18 protein-coding genes are annotated in these 15,966 nt (G+C 40.0%); 10 read left to right on the forward strand and 8 right to left on the reverse strand.

Annotated elements, in window-relative coordinates:
• On the forward strand, positions 1-549 hold a 549-nt coding region (locus XEN7305_RS29015; protein ID WP_006509745.1), incomplete at its 5' end, for a hypothetical protein.
• Positions 550-603: 54 nt separating this feature from the next.
• Positions 604-774 (forward strand): hypothetical protein, encoded by a 171-nt coding sequence (locus tag XEN7305_RS29020; protein ID WP_006509746.1) that lies wholly within the window; start codon positions 604-606, stop codon positions 772-774.
• Between the two features lie 6 nt (positions 775-780).
• Here XEN7305_RS29020 and XEN7305_RS12245 read toward each other — a convergent pair whose 3' ends face one another.
• The gene (locus XEN7305_RS12245; protein WP_006509747.1) at positions 781-1,017 is read right to left on the reverse strand and encodes a hypothetical protein; all 237 of its coding nucleotides are present in this window, start codon (positions 1,015-1,017) and stop codon (positions 781-783) included.
• 86 nt (positions 1,018-1,103) lie between these two features.
• Between XEN7305_RS12245 and XEN7305_RS12250 the strand changes: the two genes are divergently transcribed.
• Complete coding sequence (locus XEN7305_RS12250; protein WP_006509748.1) at positions 1,104-1,397, forward strand: hypothetical protein; 294 nt, start codon at positions 1,104-1,106, stop codon at positions 1,395-1,397.
• Between the two features lie 251 nt (positions 1,398-1,648).
• On the opposite strand, the gene psbV is transcribed toward XEN7305_RS12250, so the two are convergent.
• The 3 genes from psbV to XEN7305_RS12265 all read right to left on the reverse strand — a co-directional run bounded on the left by psbV (position 1,649) and on the right by XEN7305_RS12265 (position 3,865).
• Positions 1,649-2,140, reverse strand: a complete 492-nt coding sequence (psbV, locus tag XEN7305_RS12255; protein WP_006509749.1) for a photosystem II cytochrome c-550 — start codon at positions 2,138-2,140, stop codon at positions 1,649-1,651.
• A 197-nt stretch (positions 2,141-2,337) separates the two neighbouring features.
• Positions 2,338-3,114, reverse strand: coding sequence for a uroporphyrinogen-III C-methyltransferase (gene cobA, locus XEN7305_RS12260; RefSeq protein WP_006509750.1), 777 nt, complete (start codon positions 3,112-3,114; stop codon positions 2,338-2,340).
• Between the two features lie 37 nt (positions 3,115-3,151).
• Entirely contained in the window at positions 3,152-3,865 is a 714-nt protein-coding gene (locus XEN7305_RS12265) for a sirohydrochlorin chelatase (RefSeq protein ID WP_006509751.1), read from the reverse strand.
• 309 nt (positions 3,866-4,174) lie between these two features.
• Between XEN7305_RS12265 and XEN7305_RS12270 the strand changes: the two genes are divergently transcribed.
• The 3 genes from XEN7305_RS12270 (at position 4,175) to XEN7305_RS12280 (ending at position 8,036) form a co-directional block, all read left to right on the forward strand.
• A complete protein-coding gene (locus XEN7305_RS12270; protein WP_006509752.1) occupies positions 4,175-6,385 on the forward strand; it encodes a polysaccharide biosynthesis tyrosine autokinase in 2,211 nt (736 codons plus the stop codon).
• 169 nt (positions 6,386-6,554) lie between these two features.
• On the forward strand, positions 6,555-6,989 hold the full coding sequence (locus XEN7305_RS12275; protein WP_006509753.1) for a hypothetical protein: 435 nt from the start codon (positions 6,555-6,557) through the stop codon (positions 6,987-6,989).
• A gap of 84 nt (positions 6,990-7,073) precedes the next feature.
• On the forward strand, positions 7,074-8,036 hold the full coding sequence (locus tag XEN7305_RS12280) for a DMT family transporter (RefSeq protein ID WP_006509754.1): 963 nt from the start codon (positions 7,074-7,076) through the stop codon (positions 8,034-8,036).
• Positions 8,037-8,060: 24 nt separating this feature from the next.
• Here the strand turns inward: XEN7305_RS12280 and XEN7305_RS12285 are convergent, their stop codons facing one another.
• Complete coding sequence (locus XEN7305_RS12285; RefSeq protein WP_006509755.1) at positions 8,061-8,303, reverse strand: hypothetical protein; 243 nt, start codon at positions 8,301-8,303, stop codon at positions 8,061-8,063.
• A 128-nt stretch (positions 8,304-8,431) separates the two neighbouring features.
• Between XEN7305_RS12285 and XEN7305_RS12290 the strand changes: the two genes are divergently transcribed.
• The gene (locus tag XEN7305_RS12290) at positions 8,432-9,595 is read left to right on the forward strand and encodes a glycosyltransferase family 1 protein (RefSeq protein WP_006509756.1); all 1,164 of its coding nucleotides are present in this window, start codon (positions 8,432-8,434) and stop codon (positions 9,593-9,595) included.
• A 192-nt stretch (positions 9,596-9,787) separates the two neighbouring features.
• On the opposite strand, the gene XEN7305_RS12295 is transcribed toward XEN7305_RS12290, so the two are convergent.
• The gene (locus XEN7305_RS12295; protein WP_006509757.1) at positions 9,788-10,246 is read right to left on the reverse strand and encodes a CBS domain-containing protein; all 459 of its coding nucleotides are present in this window, start codon (positions 10,244-10,246) and stop codon (positions 9,788-9,790) included.
• A gap of 171 nt (positions 10,247-10,417) precedes the next feature.
• On the opposite strand from XEN7305_RS12295, the gene XEN7305_RS12300 reads away from it, so the two are divergent.
• Positions 10,418-11,887 (forward strand): leucyl aminopeptidase, encoded by a 1,470-nt coding sequence (locus XEN7305_RS12300; protein WP_006509758.1) that lies wholly within the window; start codon positions 10,418-10,420, stop codon positions 11,885-11,887.
• Between the two features lie 296 nt (positions 11,888-12,183).
• Positions 12,184-12,411, forward strand: coding sequence for a DNA-directed RNA polymerase subunit omega (locus XEN7305_RS12305; protein WP_006509759.1), 228 nt, complete (start codon positions 12,184-12,186; stop codon positions 12,409-12,411).
• Positions 12,412-12,629: 218 nt separating this feature from the next.
• Here the strand turns inward: XEN7305_RS12305 and XEN7305_RS12310 are convergent, their stop codons facing one another.
• Positions 12,630-12,956 (reverse strand): type II toxin-antitoxin system HicB family antitoxin, encoded by a 327-nt coding sequence (locus XEN7305_RS12310; RefSeq protein WP_006509760.1) that lies wholly within the window; start codon positions 12,954-12,956, stop codon positions 12,630-12,632.
• Positions 12,949-13,203, reverse strand: coding sequence for a hypothetical protein (locus XEN7305_RS12315; protein ID WP_006509761.1), 255 nt, complete (start codon positions 13,201-13,203; stop codon positions 12,949-12,951). The genes XEN7305_RS12310 and XEN7305_RS12315 overlap by 8 nt, the downstream gene beginning before the upstream one ends.
• 220 nt (positions 13,204-13,423) lie before the next feature.
• Here XEN7305_RS12315 and XEN7305_RS12320 point away from each other — a divergent pair, with 220 nt between their 5' ends.
• Positions 13,424-15,856 carry an ATP-dependent helicase gene (locus XEN7305_RS12320; RefSeq protein WP_006509762.1) on the forward strand — a complete coding sequence of 811 codons (2,433 nt, stop codon included), beginning with the start codon at positions 13,424-13,426 and terminating at the stop codon, positions 15,854-15,856.
• Positions 15,857-15,966 lie beyond the last annotated feature (110 nt).

The following is a 15,966-nucleotide window of genomic DNA, read 5'->3' on the forward strand; positions in this document are numbered from 1 at the left end:
GAGCGGGATTTTGTGCGGGTTTTAGAGCGGGATTTAGAGCAGGATTTTGTGCAGGATTTTTCTAAACAGATAGTAAGAGTAAAACTCTATTTATTCTTACTTGAAAACGGAGAAACCCCAGAAATAAAAACAGATCAAGTATCACAATTATTACACGAGCAGTTCAAACAGACATTTGAGATAGAACTATCGCAACATTCTAATTTGATAGAAAGCCAAGTACTTTTCACTGACGAACAGAAACAAGCAAAGTTAATCCAATTCTCGATTCTGGCAATCCTATCATTCACTGGATTAATGATTTCTCTTGTACTTCTAGCCAGACAGCGAAATCAAGGCATAACTTGGAGCATGACAGCTATGTGTCTTCTTCCCGAAGAATGCGTTGGTGAGTTATCTGTTTTATATGAACAACTTCAAACTAAGCATAAATCAGCCACAACAATTCGCTTAATCATGTTGTGGAATATCTTAGTGCTACTAAAAAGTATCTACATCCAAGTAGCTATCGAAGATTTGTTTTTACCCAGCAGAAACAAGAGAGATTAAATTTTTCGTTATTCACAATAAACTTTTTCCTCATTTTAAGGAGCAATAAAACTCATGTCTGAGCAAATCTTTTATTATCTGATGATAGCTTTGTCTATTTCGGGTTTAGCAATAATTGCGATCGCATTTTTCAACCAAGCAAACCAAGAAACAGAATTTGAGATCAAACTTTGGGATAAGTTTCAGTTAAAGCTTAGAACTAAGAAAAATGATTTAAATACTTGAGCATCATTAAGCAGAAACTTGCAGCTTAATAATACCTCTACCTAATTTCTCTAACAATTCTGATTTACTAGAACAACCATACTGCTCTGCTAACTTACCAATTCCTTCCCAGCCTTCAGGCGTTACAGAAACGCTTCTTCTTTCCTTCTTACTTTTGTACTGTTGAGGTCTACCCTCATGGCTAGTTAAGTTGGCTAGAGAGTTAGGATGTTTTCCTTTTTGATAATTATCTTGATTTCCCATCTTTGGTTGTTGTACGAATGAAAAGTCCTAATGTCTTCATTTTATACGTACAAATCTGAAAAACAAAATTGACAGCTTTCTACTAATTGCATATACAATTAGAGCGCACCTCACCTCTTAGATGGACAGTAGAACTAGACAATGGAACTTTTAATGCTGTCATAGTTTCCGACTTTGCCCCGATGTCATTCAATTCCCAGCAGTGCGATCGCAAAACTCCAGAGCCTTTAGAAATCCCTTTTAGTGACGACAATCCTTATCTGGTTATTTCGCAACAAGAACAAGAAATCATTGCTCTCATTAATCCAAGAGAACTTGTTCCACGTCAACATCCAACGAAAAGAATTCGTTATGTCCGAGAGAAACAATTTGTTTCCTAGGAGTTCGACGAATTTTCCTTGTGCTTAAATTTCCCAAGTTGAACAACGAAGTAATAGAATTTTCCCTAAATCCCCAAATCCCCAAATCCCTAAACCCCTAAAACCCCAAGTCCTTAATTCAAAACTAGTAAATTTTGTCCTCATCAAACTCACGTTGTTCCCAATTCCCGATTCCCCAAATAAAAAGGAACTTAGTCCTAGTTAAAGACCAAATCCCCCAGAATTTTTGAATTTAAGATGGAAATCAAAATTTACAAATAAACTTTTCCGCCACCCCAACTTTCTCCACGAAGTTCAGGCTGAATCAAAATATAGCCAGCAATATTTTCGAGATCTTGATCTGTAAGATTGCGCATCTGAGAAAAGATGTCGGAACGAGTTGTATTAGGATGTAACTGGTAAAGTTTTACCTCGCCATCATAGGTTGTAGGATTTTTGAGATATTCAACAATCCCCGCAATATTATCTTTTGCAGGAAGTGCCCCAGCAAGGTCTACTATGCCCAATCCCACGTTAGGATTAGTTTTTGTTAAACCGCTTTTATGGCAGTAAGTACATTTGTCAATAAACAGATTTTCTCCTCTTTGAACTTGTTCTAACGAAAGAACAACTTCATCACCTTGTCTATTTATCTTAACAGTACGAGTGCTTTCATTAAGCTCTAAAGCATTAGCTGTGCTAACGTTAAATTGAAAAGCAAACAATAAAATGGCTACAGCAGTTAATAATAATCGCTTCAACATTGTTCTCCCCAAAAATTTTTAATTACGAAAAGAGCCGACAAAATGCAGTGGGCTCATTAAACTTATTTTTCATCCACCTAGCCCTAAACGCTACCATTGAATGAAATAAGATTAATTTTCTTAAGTGGTCATAAAATATCATGCCATCCCATAGCCCCAATTTTGCGAAATGGATCGATATTGATGAGGTTTTTCTCTTAATTGCTGATTGATAAAGGGATCGGGCAACCCAAATGTAAAGAATTGTGAAGATTGACCACTTTGCCAACGATCGCGATCGCCGGAGCGGCAAAATCAGTTTGAGCTATAGTTTCCACAATAGTGCTCAAGGTTCCGATTAATTCTGACTGGTCGGGTCGAGTGCCCCAACGAATTAAGGCGATCGGTGTTTCGCCATCTAAACCTGCGGCCAACAGTTGCGGAATAATTTGGGGCAGGTTTGCCACGCCCATATAAATTACAATCGTCTCCGAACCTTGGGCGATCGCTTGCCAATTCACATCAGGGCGATATTTTCCGACAGTTTCATGTCCTGTGACAAAGGTCACCGAAGAGCTGTAGTTGCGGTGAGTCACAGGAATCCCCGCATAAGCAGGAGCCGCAATTCCCGAAGTGATCCCAGGAACCACTTCCACATCCACTCCTGCGGCAATTAAATCTGCCATTTCCTCGCCACCACGACCAAAAACAAAAGGATCTCCGCCTTTTAGTCTGACTACCACCGCATTATCTTGAGCCTTAGAGATTAATATTTGAGTGGTTTCCTCTTGTAATTTGGAATGCCGACCTTTGCGTTTACCCGCATTAATTTGTTCCGCGAGGGGATTAATGCTACGTAAAATTTCTGGACTAACCAGGGCATCATAAACAACCACATCCGCATGTTCTAATAAAGTTTTGCCCTTAACAGTCATCAATCCAGGATCTCCAGGGCCTGCGCCGACTAAATAGACTTTTCCTAATGCTTTGTCCATAAATTGAGTAATAAGTAATGGGTAATGGGTAAAACTATTAAATGTTTAATGCCAAATGTTCAATAATCTCAGGTGTAGCGGCTAGGGGTTGAGTGAGCATCAATTCTACTTGGGGAAATTCTGTTTGCAGTTGCTTCACCTGGTTTGCGATCGCTTGAGTGATCCTACCAGGAAATAAAAAGTATAGAATAATTTCAATAGTATTAGTATTTTCACTGACTAAATGACTGACTGTTTTTGCCAAATCGGGGGGCACAGACCAATAAGCATTAATTGCCTTCAGTTGTCTCGCAAGACTCTCATAGGGCTGGTTGCCTCCTGGCAAACGACTACCATGAGCTAGCAAAATTCTTTGGGCAGTGGGGGAAGATATTGAAACAGATTGTTGAGCTAGTAAAGATGCCATCTCGGGATGACCTCCCAAATAAGGAGCCAATTCGAGGTCGATAGTTGTTCCCAGCTTTTGGCGAGCTTGGTCAATTTCGGTGGGAATATCTTTTCTGACATGAACACCCTGGGACAGAAACAAAGGGAGAATCCGTATTGTTCGATAGCCATCGGCGATCGCGACTTGGGCAAAATCGATGATACTTTGATGTAAAGGACAAGCCGCGAATTCCAAAGACGCAGTAGTTACCAGAGGATTTGCTAATCTTGCCGTTAACAACTTAGCACAATGGGAAGCTGCGATTGCAGAAGCTGCATAACGACTACCATGAAAAACTAATAGATAGGCAATGGACAAATTCAAGAGAATTATTGTGGGGTACTACTAAATGGTGAATATCGAAAAATTACTATTTCAATACTAATATTATCGGGATTGGGATTTCTGTAGCAAATAAAACTGCATCCAGACTGAAATTGCAGATTACTGTTCTAAGTAATTATCTTTATTCCAACTTCACGAAACTGGGGTTTGATTCTAAAGATTACAGTAATTTTAGGGAGTTTGCTTTAATAGAATCAGCAAATTATCTATGATGTTATGAGAATATACTGAAATCACTATTTAAAAAATCGATTCTACAAATATTTATTCTAAATTGCTGTCATAACTATGTTTAAAATACCTAATAATAATTCTGCATATTCCTCTCAAACTGAAGGCGAAGCTAATGCTTCAATTAATTCTAGAGACTCGATTGACCTTGATATAGGGGAATATCTTCTTAAACTAAAAAGACGTTGGAAAATAGCATCTGCGCTCTTTTTGCTAACTGTTGGGGCAGCAGGATTACTCAGTACCAAATTATCAACTAAATACGAAGCAGAAGGCAAATTACTCTTCAAGTCTAGCTCCTTAGCTTCTTTGACTGGGGTGGCCAAAAATTCTAGCGCCCTAGAAACCTTGAACTATAGTTTGGGTCAACAGTCCCCCTTGCATAACCAAAGAGAGCAAATTTTCACCTCGGCGGTATTACAACAAACTGTAGAGAATTTAGACCTCAAGAATGAGAACGGTGAATTCATCGACCCCAATGGCTTAAGACCCCAATTAAAAGTCAAGTTGCTTCCTGGTACAGATTTGATTCAGATTCTCTACAAAGATCCTAATCCCAAATTTGCCGCTGATATCGTTAATAGTTTGATGAATGTCTATGTGGAAGCCCAAATTCGAGGCAATCAATCAGACCCAGCAGTTGCGAAGAAATTTATTAATCAACAAATACCGACTCTTAAAGCCAAGGTTGAATCGGCAGAATCAGCATTAGCAAAATTTAGAGCAGATAATAAAATTGTTGACTTGCAGCAAGAAAAACAAACTGTCATTGAAGAGACCGCCAATTTAAATCGGCAGATCGCGTTTATTGGTTCGCAATATCGTGGGACTAAAGCCCAGACCGATGCTCTTCAGGCCAAAATCGGTCTCAGCTTGGAACAGGCGATCGCCGCTGATCAATTGGGAAGTACACCTGTTGTTAAGAGCATTATTGATGAGATGACTCGCACTGAGAATCAATTGATTCAGGAAAGACGCCGATTTAAAGAAGATCATCCCAATATAGTCAGTCTGCAAGGAAAAAAAGCTGCTCTCAATCGTCAATTACAAAGCTTGATGAGTCAAACCATCGGGCAGCAAGTATCACCAGGCTTAATTAAAAATAATCAATATGCTCCCGGTCAACTAGAAAAATTTATCGAACTGAAAATTCAGGAATTAAGTCTTCGAAGACAAAATTTAGCTCTGGCCCAGGCGCAACAAATTGCTTCTAAAAGAGCCCAAGCAATTCCTAAATTAGACAGTAAAGAACAAGAATTATTATTAGAATTGAAAATTGCCGATGCCAATTATAAAAATCTGCTCGATAGTCTCGAACAAGTAGAATTGGAATTATTGCAAGAAACTAGCAATGTAGAAATTGTTGAACCGGCACTAGTTCCCATAAAAGGCACCTCTAGTAAGATGAAACTCTTGGCATTGGGAGTGATGGGCGGATTGTTCTTCTCTAATGCCGCAGTGCTGTTGCTCGAAACTAGAGATCGCAGTTTGAAAACGATTGGTGAAATTAGAAAAAAACTACCCCATACAATCTTAGGAATTATCCCGATTGATGACGATGCTCGCTCAAAGCGGAGAGTTGTTGTAGAACAGTCCCCCGATTCTTACACCAGCGAAATTTATCGCATGATTCGCACTAATTTGACAGCGAGAAGTTCTCAGGTGTTGCCCAAGGTCATCTTGGTAACTAGCTCTGTGCCAGGAGAAGGCAAATCTACGGTTACCGCTAATTTGGCTGCGGCAATTTCCCAATTAGGAAGTCGAGTATTGCTTGTTGATGGTGATTTACGCCGACCATCACAACATCTTTTGTGGAATCGCAATAGTCATCAGGGGATCAAAGAAGTGATTCAAGGGGAAGCAGAGCTTGCTGATGCTGTTACTCAACCAATGTTGAACTTGAAACTTTTAGCCTCGGGAGAAGTTGTTTCCAATCCTTTAGCCATTCTGGATTCTTCTGCTATGAATGAACTTATTGCCGAAAGTCGGAAAGGATATGATTTGGTGTTAATTGATGCGCCACCTCTTCCCGTAACGGCAGATATTTTGACTTTAAATAAATTGGTAGATGGGATTCTTTTCGTTAGTCGTCCAGGGGTTATTGAACATGAAAGTGCGGAACTAGCTCAGGAAGTTTTAGACTCAATCCAAGATAAAATTTTGGGAATGGTAGTGAATGGGGTTAACGCTACAGAATTTAATCGTTATGCTTATTATTCGACAAACACAAAAAAACAGCCCCAGAAGGCATTTGCTTTTACCCAGTAAACATTGACCATTGAACATTTATTCGGTTGTTAATTTTAAACTTGCGCGTTCCTTAGATTAGTGAAGCTCATCAGGGTCGCTCGTCAATTTTCAATTTTCAATTTCTATGATCTTCGGACATAATATGGGAAAAAACCTTTGATGGCTCGCGCTATCTCCTGAAACGATAATGAACTCTCTGTCTGAAGATATTTTAGCCCAAGTCAAAGCTCAAAAATTATTTATCGTCAATCCTCGCCGTAAAAATGGCCTGATTGTCTATAAAAAATACCATGCAGAATTTATTGGCCCAGGCGCTATTGTTGGAGGTCAGTTTGATCTGAATGCGATCGATGTACTTTTTGTCGGCAATTTATCCTTAATCGAACCCCAAAATTCGGAAGAACGCCGTAGAGCATATAAAATGCGACGACAATGGGTAAAGTTGACCAAACAAATTACCGATAATCCGGTCGCGATCGAAAGGGCCCAGGTCATACTTAATCAGTTTGAAAATTGGTTTGATGTTGAGACTGTAGAAAATTTGCCCGATGAGGCTTTTGCTTTGTTGGTTGGAGTACTACCCCAAACCATTAGAAAAGTACGAAATAGTGAATTGTTGTAACCAAATTTTGACCATTTGTGGTTATCCTTAATAGGATAATAAGAGCTGGTTTGTCTTTAAAATTAATGTTCGTACTTAAAATTAATGTTTGAACAAAAACAATTTTCTTTTTCTGACCTACGTTTTAATACGGATATGTTTTGGGCGATCGCGATTTTAGTGTCACTAATTGCGTTATCGTTTACCGCAATCTTAATCAAACTTAGCGAAGCGGAAATTGGCTCTAATGCCACGGTTTTACATCGTCTTTGGATGGCAACAATTGTCTTCTGGGTTTGGGAAGGAGTCAATAGTCTCAAACAGCCAGAAAATACCCCCGAGGCTGTGGCCAAGACGCCCAATACTTATCAACAAAAGGGCTTATTAATTTTGGTTGCGGCGATTTCTACGGCATCGATTGTTTGTTGGGCCTGGTCTTTAAGTCAAACTAGTGTTGCTAATTCTACAGTTTTACGCAATTTGACGCCCTTGTTTACTAGCATTTGCGGTTGGCTGCTTTTAAATCATCGCTTCGATAGCAAATTTATTTTTGGCATGGGACTAGCTATCGTCGGAGCTTTAGCTATTGGTTGGGGTGATTTTAATCTAGGGCAAAGTCATTTGATGGGCGATGCGATCGCATTATTCTCGGCTTTTTTATATGCGATTTATTTATTATTTCTCGAAAAATTGCGGACTAGTCTAAACACTGTCACAATCCTGCTATGGCGCTGTGCCTTTGGGGCTCTGTTGTTATTTCCTTTTGTTTTATCGACCAAAGAATCTCTATTCCCCAGTTCCTATCAGGGTTGGTTGATCCTAATTGCTCTCGCGATCGTCTGCCAGGTGATTGGGCAGGGATTGCTAGTTTATAGTATGAAACGGTTTTCTTCGACATTCCTGGCAGTTTTTTTATTATTGGAGCCAATCCTCACTGCGGTATTTGCTTGGATGATTCTGGCTGAAAATCTCAATTTAGTTAATGGCCTTGCTTTTGTTTTAATTCTGGCTGGGATTTATCTTGCAAAATCCAGTAATTCAGCGTTGAAAGTAGCTCTGGACAATTAATGAGCAACAGATTGATAAAAGATTTTACTTAATGGGGAAAGCATTTGGCTCAATTAGATGGAACTGATAACTAACTTTGCTTTTATGTATTAGTTCCCAGATAGCTAATGGTAGAACTATGGGCCAGAACAAGGGTGCAATCAACAGAACTAACCAAGATATTTTGTCGGTTTTGGGTGTAGTTGAATCGAGCAGAAATAGTCCCAACCAAATACAAAAAAGCAGTGAGGCAATCATACTATAGAGAACAAAGGGATTATTAATCATTGCTAAGTATTACAAAAAGATTATGGCATTAAGGAAAAATACGCGCCAATATCCTAGTTTTATTATTCAGAATTGTCCATAATAAAAAGCTAAGATTTTATTCCTTAAATTGAGTTGAGCATTGCTATATGCGTAGAATTGTTGTTGATGCGACTCCTATAACTCCTCAACCTAGTGGGGTTGGTCTTTATGTTGCGAATTTAATCGATTGTCTCTGGCAACTACAGCGATCGCAAAACTTTGAATTAGGAATCGTTTATCAACCTAGTTTCAAGAATTGGTTACGCAGAAATTTAGCATTTCCCGAATCTCTACAAAAATATTCAGAATCCTATCTTTTACCTTTTCCCGTCAGGGTTACTAATTTTCTATTACAGAATCTTCCCCAAGCCTTCCCTCTGTTATTGGAAAAATACACTAACTATCCTGATATTATTCATGGCACAAACTTTAGTGTTTTTCCCTATCAAAAAAGCCTGAAAGTAATTACGCTTTACGATTTAACTTTTCTCAGATATCCAGAATATGTTGATCAAGTAGTTGCTACTTATGCTCCAAGAGTTCAGCAATGTTTGCAATGGACAGATTTAGTGATTACGATTTCTGAAAGTACCAAAGAAGATGCGATTAATTATTTGCAAATTAGCCCAGAGAAAATCCATGTAACGCCTTTGGCTAGTCGTTATTCTCCTGATTATTTAAGCCTAGAACAACAAGAGCAACTCAAGCAATCCTGTTCCTATGATTTTAGCCGTCCTTATCTGCTATTTGTCAGCACTATTGAGCCTCGAAAAAATATTAATGCTTTGATTACTGCTTTTAATTATCTTAAAGGAAAGCATAAAATAGATCATGATCTAGTTCTAATTGGTAAAAAAGGATGGCGATATGAACCCATTTTTCAGGCGATCGCAGAATCTCCATACCAACAGAACATTCATCATCTTGATTATTTATCAGATGACTTGGTGGCTTTGTTCTATACACTGGCGGAGGTCTTTGTTTACCCTTCCCACTATGAAGGTTTTGGACTACCTGTACTAGAAGCAATGAATTTGGGAACTCCTGTCATTGCTTCTAGCAGTTCTTCTTTACCTGAAGTTATTGGCGATGCGGGTTTACTAATTAATCCTGATGAGCCGATGGAGTTAGCCGAGGCAATTTTACAAGTTATTAGTAATAGCCAGTTACAACAGGATTTGATTGTGAAAGGACGACAAAGAGCTACAAACTTTTCCTGGGAAAAAACCGCCCAGGAAACCCTAATTGCTTACTCAAAAATTATCCCCTAGTATAATCTTTCTTTAATTAGTGAAAGACATAAGGGGCTCCGCTTTAGGGAATGCACACCAAGATAGGGAACGGGGAACAGGGAACAGGGAACAGTATCTTATAAACAGAAGCAACACTATAGTTCTCGTTGCAAAAGTAAAGATATTTCCTTATCCCTCATCCCTCATCCCTCATCCCTCATCCCTCATCCCTTACGAGGTTGCCATCATTTTTATGACATCACCTTGAGTGACAATGCCGATAATCTTTGCTTCCTCATCAACCACAGGTAAGCGTCGCACTTTTTTATCATGCATAATGCGGGCTGCATCGGGAACTGATTGCTCAGCTTCGACAGTTATAGGGCGATCGCTCATGACCTCGCCGACAGTTTGACCTAAAGCCTTATGAATTTCTTGGTTGTAGCGAGCAGGATTTTTCAGGTAAATAATGCTATCAAGAAACATAATGTAGGGGGGTGATTCAATTCCCGATTCTTGCCACATCAGATCTGATTCGGAGATAACGCCGACTAATTTTCCCGCATCATCAACCACTGGTAGCCCACTGAACTTATTTTCTGCCAAGATGCTAATCGCTTCTTGCAGAGGCGTATTTGGTTTGACCACAATGGGGTTGGTGGTCATGATATCAGCGACAGTTTTCTTCATCTTAAAATTTAGTATAGTTGTGACTTTACGGCGGTTGGGCTCTCAATTTACTCTAGCATTTTTGAGGTAGGGAAAATCCTTTGGACAACGAACCTTAACCAATTTGGTTAATAATTGTTAATTGACTAGGCTTCGCTTTACAGTAATTGAGAAATTAATCAAGGGATTAGAATGCAAATCACAGCTAAAGATACATCATTACTCAATTGGACGGGCAATAGTCTCGCTGTTGGTTTTTTTGAAGATGCAACGGAATTAACAGGAGATTTAGCTGCTCTGAACGAGAAATTGTCAGGTATTGTCCAAGAATTAATTACTGATGAAGAATTTAAAGGCAAATCAGGAACTACTGCTATTGCTCGGGTTGGTAGTCAAAATGGCATTCGTAAATTGATCCTTGTGGGCTTAGGCAAACAAGAAGACCTTAAACTAGATAGCTATCGCCGTGCTGGTGCCGCGATCGCACGGGCGGCTAAGCAAGATTCCAGCTTAGGCGTTAGCCTACCTCTTGAAGGAGCTGCTAATGAGATTGCCCAAGCTCTCACCGAAGGAATTCAACTCGCTCTACATCAAGACAATCGTTTTAAATCAGAACCAGAAGATAAAGCACCCAAACTCGAAAGTATTGAATTATTGGGGCTAGCGGGTCAGGATGCCGCAATTAGCAAGGGAGAAATTATGGTGTCAGGAGTAATCTTGGCTCGGGAATTAGTTAATGCTCCCGCTAATGAGGTGACACCGATTTCTATGGCAGCAACCGCTCAAGAGCTGGCCTCTGAATATGGTTTAGAACTGACAATCCTCGAACAAGCTGATTGTGAAAACTTTGAGCAAGGGATGGGTGCCTATTTAGGAGTGGGTCAAGCCTCGGATATTCCGCCCAAATTTATCCATATGATCTATAAACCCGAAGGAACTGCTAAACGGAAGCTCGCTATTGTTGGCAAAAGTTTGACTTTTGACTGTGGTGGCTTAAATCTGAAAGTTGGTGGTAGCGGCATTGAAACCATGAAAATGGATATGGGCGGTGGTGCCGCAACTCTCGGTGCAGCCAAGGCGATCGCGCAGCTCAAACCCGATGTGGAAGTTCATTTCATCTGTGCAGCGACCGAGAATATGATTAGTGGCAAGGCCATGCATCCTGGAGATATCCTCAAAGCCTCTAATGGCAAAACTATTGAAGTTAATAATACCGACGCCGAGGGCAGATTAACCCTAGCCGATGCCTTAGTTTATACTGAAACTCTAGAAGTTGATGCGATCGTTGATTTGGCAACTCTCACTGGGGCTTGCGTTGTCGCTTTGGGGAATGATATTTCTGGTTTATGGAGTACTGACGAGGCTCTGGCCGCAGAACTTAAAGCCGCAGCGGAAAATGCTGGGGAAAAATTCTGGCAAATGCCTTTAGAAGATAAATATTTTGAAGGTTTAAAATCGCAAATTGCCGATATGAAAAATACTGGCCCCCGTCCAGGAGGCTCAATTACCGCTGCTTTATTTTTAAAGCAATTTATCAAGGAAACTCCTTGGGCTCATTTGGACATTGCGGGTCCTGTTTGGTCTGATAAACCCAGTGGGATTAATAATTCAGGAGGTACTGGTTTTCCTGTTCGAACCTTGGTTAATTGGGTTTTCCAATAATGAACCAGCTCCGTTTTTTAGCGGAGCCAATTGTCATAGATTTTTTTCTATCTTATTTTTTGATCTTTTTAGATGAAGAATACCTAATTTATTAAGAAGATTGAGAGAAAATCTTGTCTAATTATGCTATGCAAAATGTCAGTAATCATCCAGAAGAAATCTCAAATTTTCAAGGTTTGGCCGAAGAGATTACCAATTACTGTTAAAATGGAAGATGTTAAGTAGCGATTGCTATTTTGTTTCGGTAGCTCTTCTGGGGTTGTTGTTCAGATCTTTTTGGAGAAAATTATTAGTATATGCATAGAAAAAGTGCTTTTGACTCTTCACAAATTATGTTTCGTGCTGACGAACTAATGAATGCTGCATCCAATCGTTATCGAATTACGGTTCAAGTAGCAAACAGGGCCAAACGTCGTCGTTATGAGGATACAGATGGTTTTGACGATCCAGTTATGAAGCCTCCCATTCGCGCCATTATTGAAATGTCCGACGAACTTACCCAATCCGATATTATTGGCGATTAGAAGATTTTTTGGGAGCTCCTTCAGCTTAAAAAATATTTTAATTCTCTAAATAGCGATCGCTTTTCCTGCAAAGGATTAAAGGTGGTCGCTTTAAAGTAATTAGTGTTAGTTTATGTTCAAAAAATTATAATTAAGACTAACTGAGAAAGTTAAATAATACTGTTTTCGGTTCCCAATTTTTTATATTTTGCGCCCCAAGAATAGAAACATCAAAGAAATCAACAAGCCAATTTATCACTAACGAGACGGTTTAAACTGATATTCTGTTCAGCTGATTTGATAGCCAACATACGGTGACGTTCTGGAGGAATTCGAACTTGAAATGTACCACTATACTTTTTCTCTGAGATAGGTACAGGTATTTTCTCCCCATTGGCTTCCATATCAGTAACAATATCTTTGACTAAATTGATAATACCTTCAAGTGTTTTTAAATGCGTATCATCTAAGTAAGAGAGGCTAGGAAATTCTGCGCATAGTCCGACAAACTCTTGATCCTCTTCTGACCAAATAACTCTGTAAGCATAGTGTTCGTAATTAACCATTTTTCTGCGCCTCCAGCTTCTCTATAGCAGCAATTACTTGTTTAACTTGATAGGTCTTAGCCTTACCTTTTTTTGTCTGAATATTAACTCTGGGATCTCCTTGCCATGGGGTTTGATAAACATGGTGGCTTGTCCCTTTCTGTCTAGCTTCGCCAAAGTAATGATCACAAACCTTTACTAAATCAACAAACCGCACATCTTGGGGGTTATTTTTGATTTGAGTAAGGAGTTTTTTAATTTGTGCCATATTACTTAGGTTTATACGATTATAGGTTTAATAATAATACTATGTCAATCAACTTTTACGAGTGCTTAACAAATTTATAGTTTGACAGTCACAATAGCGCTGACCCTACTAACTGCCGATTTGTACAATAATCATATATTGACTGTTGGCCCTTACTATGCAGCGAAGGGGGAGCAAAGAAGGTACCAATGGAGGTTAAAGTTAACTCACTAATCTGAATATGTCATTAGATCAAAACTTTGAGACTAATAAAAACCCGAAAAATATTCCTGTCGAACAAAATGAATGGCTCGAAGCCCAAATCGAAACTCTACGTAGGGGCTTAAGAAAAGGACAAGAAAGTTTGGCCGACTGGCAAGGTGGTCAAATAGCAGTTTCTGCGGTACCTGGGGCAGGAAAATCCCATAGTCTCTCCGTCGCCGCTGCGATCGCGATCGCCCGTAATCAGTTACACAGTCGCAAACAATTAGTCATTGTCACCTATACTCGCTCCGCAGCAGCTAATATCAAAAGCAAAATCCGCGATCGCCTGAAAGATTTGATGTTGCCTCCTGGGGGCTTTGTGGTTCAGACGCTTCATGGTTTAGCACTCCAAATTGCCAACTCTCATAAGGAGTTGTCTGGATTAAATCTTGACCAGATGACCATTGTTACTCCCACTCCCAGACATCGTGTGATCAGATCAGCGGTGGATAAATGGATTTCCCAAAATAGCGATCGCTACAATATCTTATTAGAAGGATTACAATTTGATGGCGAAGAAACGGAAAAATTGCGCCGTCAGTCGGTTTTAAGAACCGAAATCTTGCCTAGTTTAGCTCATATTGCGGTTAGAGAGGCCAAAAGTTCGGGTTTGCTTCCTGATGAATTACTTGAGTTGAGTCAGCAAGCTAGGGATCATTATCAGATTTTGGCGATCGCGGCGGGATTATATCAGCAGTATCAAGAGTTTATGCGATCGCGTGATTTTATCGACTATGACGATATGATTCTCGCGGCACTGCGGGTTTTAGCAAACAAATCAATGCGATCTCTCTGGCAAAATCAAGTCTTTGGTGTATTTGAAGATGAAGCCCAAGATTCTAGTCCTTTGCAAGAGAAATTAATTTCCATTCTCGCAGGAAATAGTCAAGATACCCATAATGAGCCTAATTTAGTGCGAGTAGGTGATCCCAACCAAGCAATCAACTCCACTTTTACTCCAGCCGATCCGATTTACTTCAACTGGTTTTGTGACGATTGTGAAGGCCAAGGCAATCTCACCACCATGAATCAGGCGGGGCGCAGCAGCAAAATCATTATCGATGCCGCAAATTTTGTCTTGGATTGGGTCAATTTAGTTAACAGTGATCAGTTATCAGTTAACAGTGAAAAGTCAAGAGTCAAAAGTCAAGAGTCAAAAGTAGGAAAATTTCTTGAAACGTCTGTAAAGGATTCAGAAGTAATTGAGCAACCTTTTAGGAAACAGGAAATTATTCTAGTAGATCCCAATGATCCCCAACCCGATGCCAATCCCCAACCGGAAGGGCAAGGTCTAGAAATATATATTCCCGATGATATTTATCACACCGTAGAACTGATCGGCAAAAGAGCGATCGCATTATTTAAAGCTAATCCCGAACATAATGCCGCGATTCTGGTGCGCGAACATCGTCAAGCAAAATTTGTCGCTGAACAACTCGCCCATTTACCCAAAGAGCATCAAATCAGACTATATGAAGTAGGAGAAAGCGATCGCAACTCCCAAATTCCCGAAGAAATCCTCAAATTATTACAATTTCTCGATCGCCCCCATTCCCCAGACAATCTCAAATCAGCTCTAGAAGTCTTGGAACGAAGAAGTCTCATCCCGGCCCAAGATCTCAATGCCCTAGCGACCTATCCCGAACAATTTCTCTATCCCACACCCCTCAACCCAGAACAAAAAGAACCTGTCATCGCAGCCCGCCGTTACTGTTGCAATCTGTTGCGCGCCCGCATAGAACTACCCCATTATCAATTGATTCCCTTTTTGGGTATGACTTTAAAATATACAGGGTCTGAACTAGCCACGGTGCAGAAATTATCGGATAAAGTGAATTTGCAAATCGTCCGCAATAGTTCGCTAAAAAGTGCCATTGAAGCTTTAGAAGAGATTACTAGTTCGGAGAACTTTGCAGGAGTGGAAGATGAGACAGGCGATCGTTACACCCGCCATGGTCAAATAACCATTATCACCATGCATAAGGCGAAAGGATTAGATTGGGATTATGTATTCCTGCCTTTTCTCCATGAGGATGTCTTGCCAGGTCAATTATGGACTCCTGTGGCGGCGAGATTTTTGGGTCATTTTACCCTGGCCGAAGTCGCTCGGGCGCAGATTAGAACTTTGGTGCATAGTGAAATCTTGGAAGATGGCAAAATTACTGAAATTCCTCTTCCTATTAAGGCTTGGGAAAAAGCAGAAAAGCTCAAAAAAGCTGAAGAATATCGTTTGTTATATGTTGCGATGACCAGGGCCAAACGGTTATTATGGATTGGGGCTGCAAATAATGGTCCATTTCGTTGGAGTGTGTTTCGCGGCGATAAACCCACAAAACTACAACAAAAGAAACCTTGTCCTGTTCTGCCTGCTTTGATCCGTAAGTTTCCGCAATCTCCAATAAGGATATAATCAACAATAATGTATAGCGTTTCTCATATTCATAAGATACAGTTTGCCGTTCCCGATTCCCGATTCCCGATTCCCGATTCCCTATTCCCTAAAGCATATCCTTATGTATC

This window comes from Xenococcus sp. PCC 7305 (genome assembly GCF_000332055.1).
Lineage (GTDB): Bacteria > Cyanobacteriota > Cyanobacteriia > Cyanobacteriales > Xenococcaceae > Xenococcus.

Bases quoted from the DNA above. Each gene is read 5' to 3' on its own strand.
- XEN7305_RS29020 (WP_006509746.1), top strand. From the start codon at position 604: ATGTCTGAGCAAATCTTTTATTATCTGATGATAGCTTTGTCTATTTCG.
- XEN7305_RS12245 (WP_006509747.1), bottom strand. From the start codon at position 1,017: ATGGGAAATCAAGATAATTATCAAAAAGGAAAACATCCTAACTCTCTA.
- psbV (WP_006509749.1), bottom strand. From the start codon at position 2,140: ATGTTGAAGCGATTATTATTAACTGCTGTAGCCATTTTATTGTTTGCT.
- cobA (WP_006509750.1), bottom strand. From the start codon at position 3,114: ATGGACAAAGCATTAGGAAAAGTCTATTTAGTCGGCGCAGGCCCTGGA.
- XEN7305_RS12270 (WP_006509752.1), top strand. From the start codon at position 4,175: ATGTTTAAAATACCTAATAATAATTCTGCATATTCCTCTCAAACTGAA.
- XEN7305_RS12275 (WP_006509753.1), top strand. From the start codon at position 6,555: ATGAACTCTCTGTCTGAAGATATTTTAGCCCAAGTCAAAGCTCAAAAA.
- XEN7305_RS12280 (WP_006509754.1), top strand. From the start codon at position 7,074: ATGTTTGAACAAAAACAATTTTCTTTTTCTGACCTACGTTTTAATACG.
- XEN7305_RS12285 (WP_006509755.1), bottom strand. From the start codon at position 8,303: ATGATTAATAATCCCTTTGTTCTCTATAGTATGATTGCCTCACTGCTT.
- XEN7305_RS12290 (WP_006509756.1), top strand. From the start codon at position 8,432: ATGCGTAGAATTGTTGTTGATGCGACTCCTATAACTCCTCAACCTAGT.
- XEN7305_RS12295 (WP_006509757.1), bottom strand. From the start codon at position 10,246: ATGAAGAAAACTGTCGCTGATATCATGACCACCAACCCCATTGTGGTC.
- XEN7305_RS12300 (WP_006509758.1), top strand. From the start codon at position 10,418: ATGCAAATCACAGCTAAAGATACATCATTACTCAATTGGACGGGCAAT.
- XEN7305_RS12305 (WP_006509759.1), top strand. From the start codon at position 12,184: ATGCATAGAAAAAGTGCTTTTGACTCTTCACAAATTATGTTTCGTGCT.
- XEN7305_RS12310 (WP_006509760.1), bottom strand. From the start codon at position 12,956: ATGGTTAATTACGAACACTATGCTTACAGAGTTATTTGGTCAGAAGAG.
- XEN7305_RS12315 (WP_006509761.1), bottom strand. From the start codon at position 13,203: ATGGCACAAATTAAAAAACTCCTTACTCAAATCAAAAATAACCCCCAA.
- XEN7305_RS12320 (WP_006509762.1), top strand. From the start codon at position 13,424: ATGTCATTAGATCAAAACTTTGAGACTAATAAAAACCCGAAAAATATT.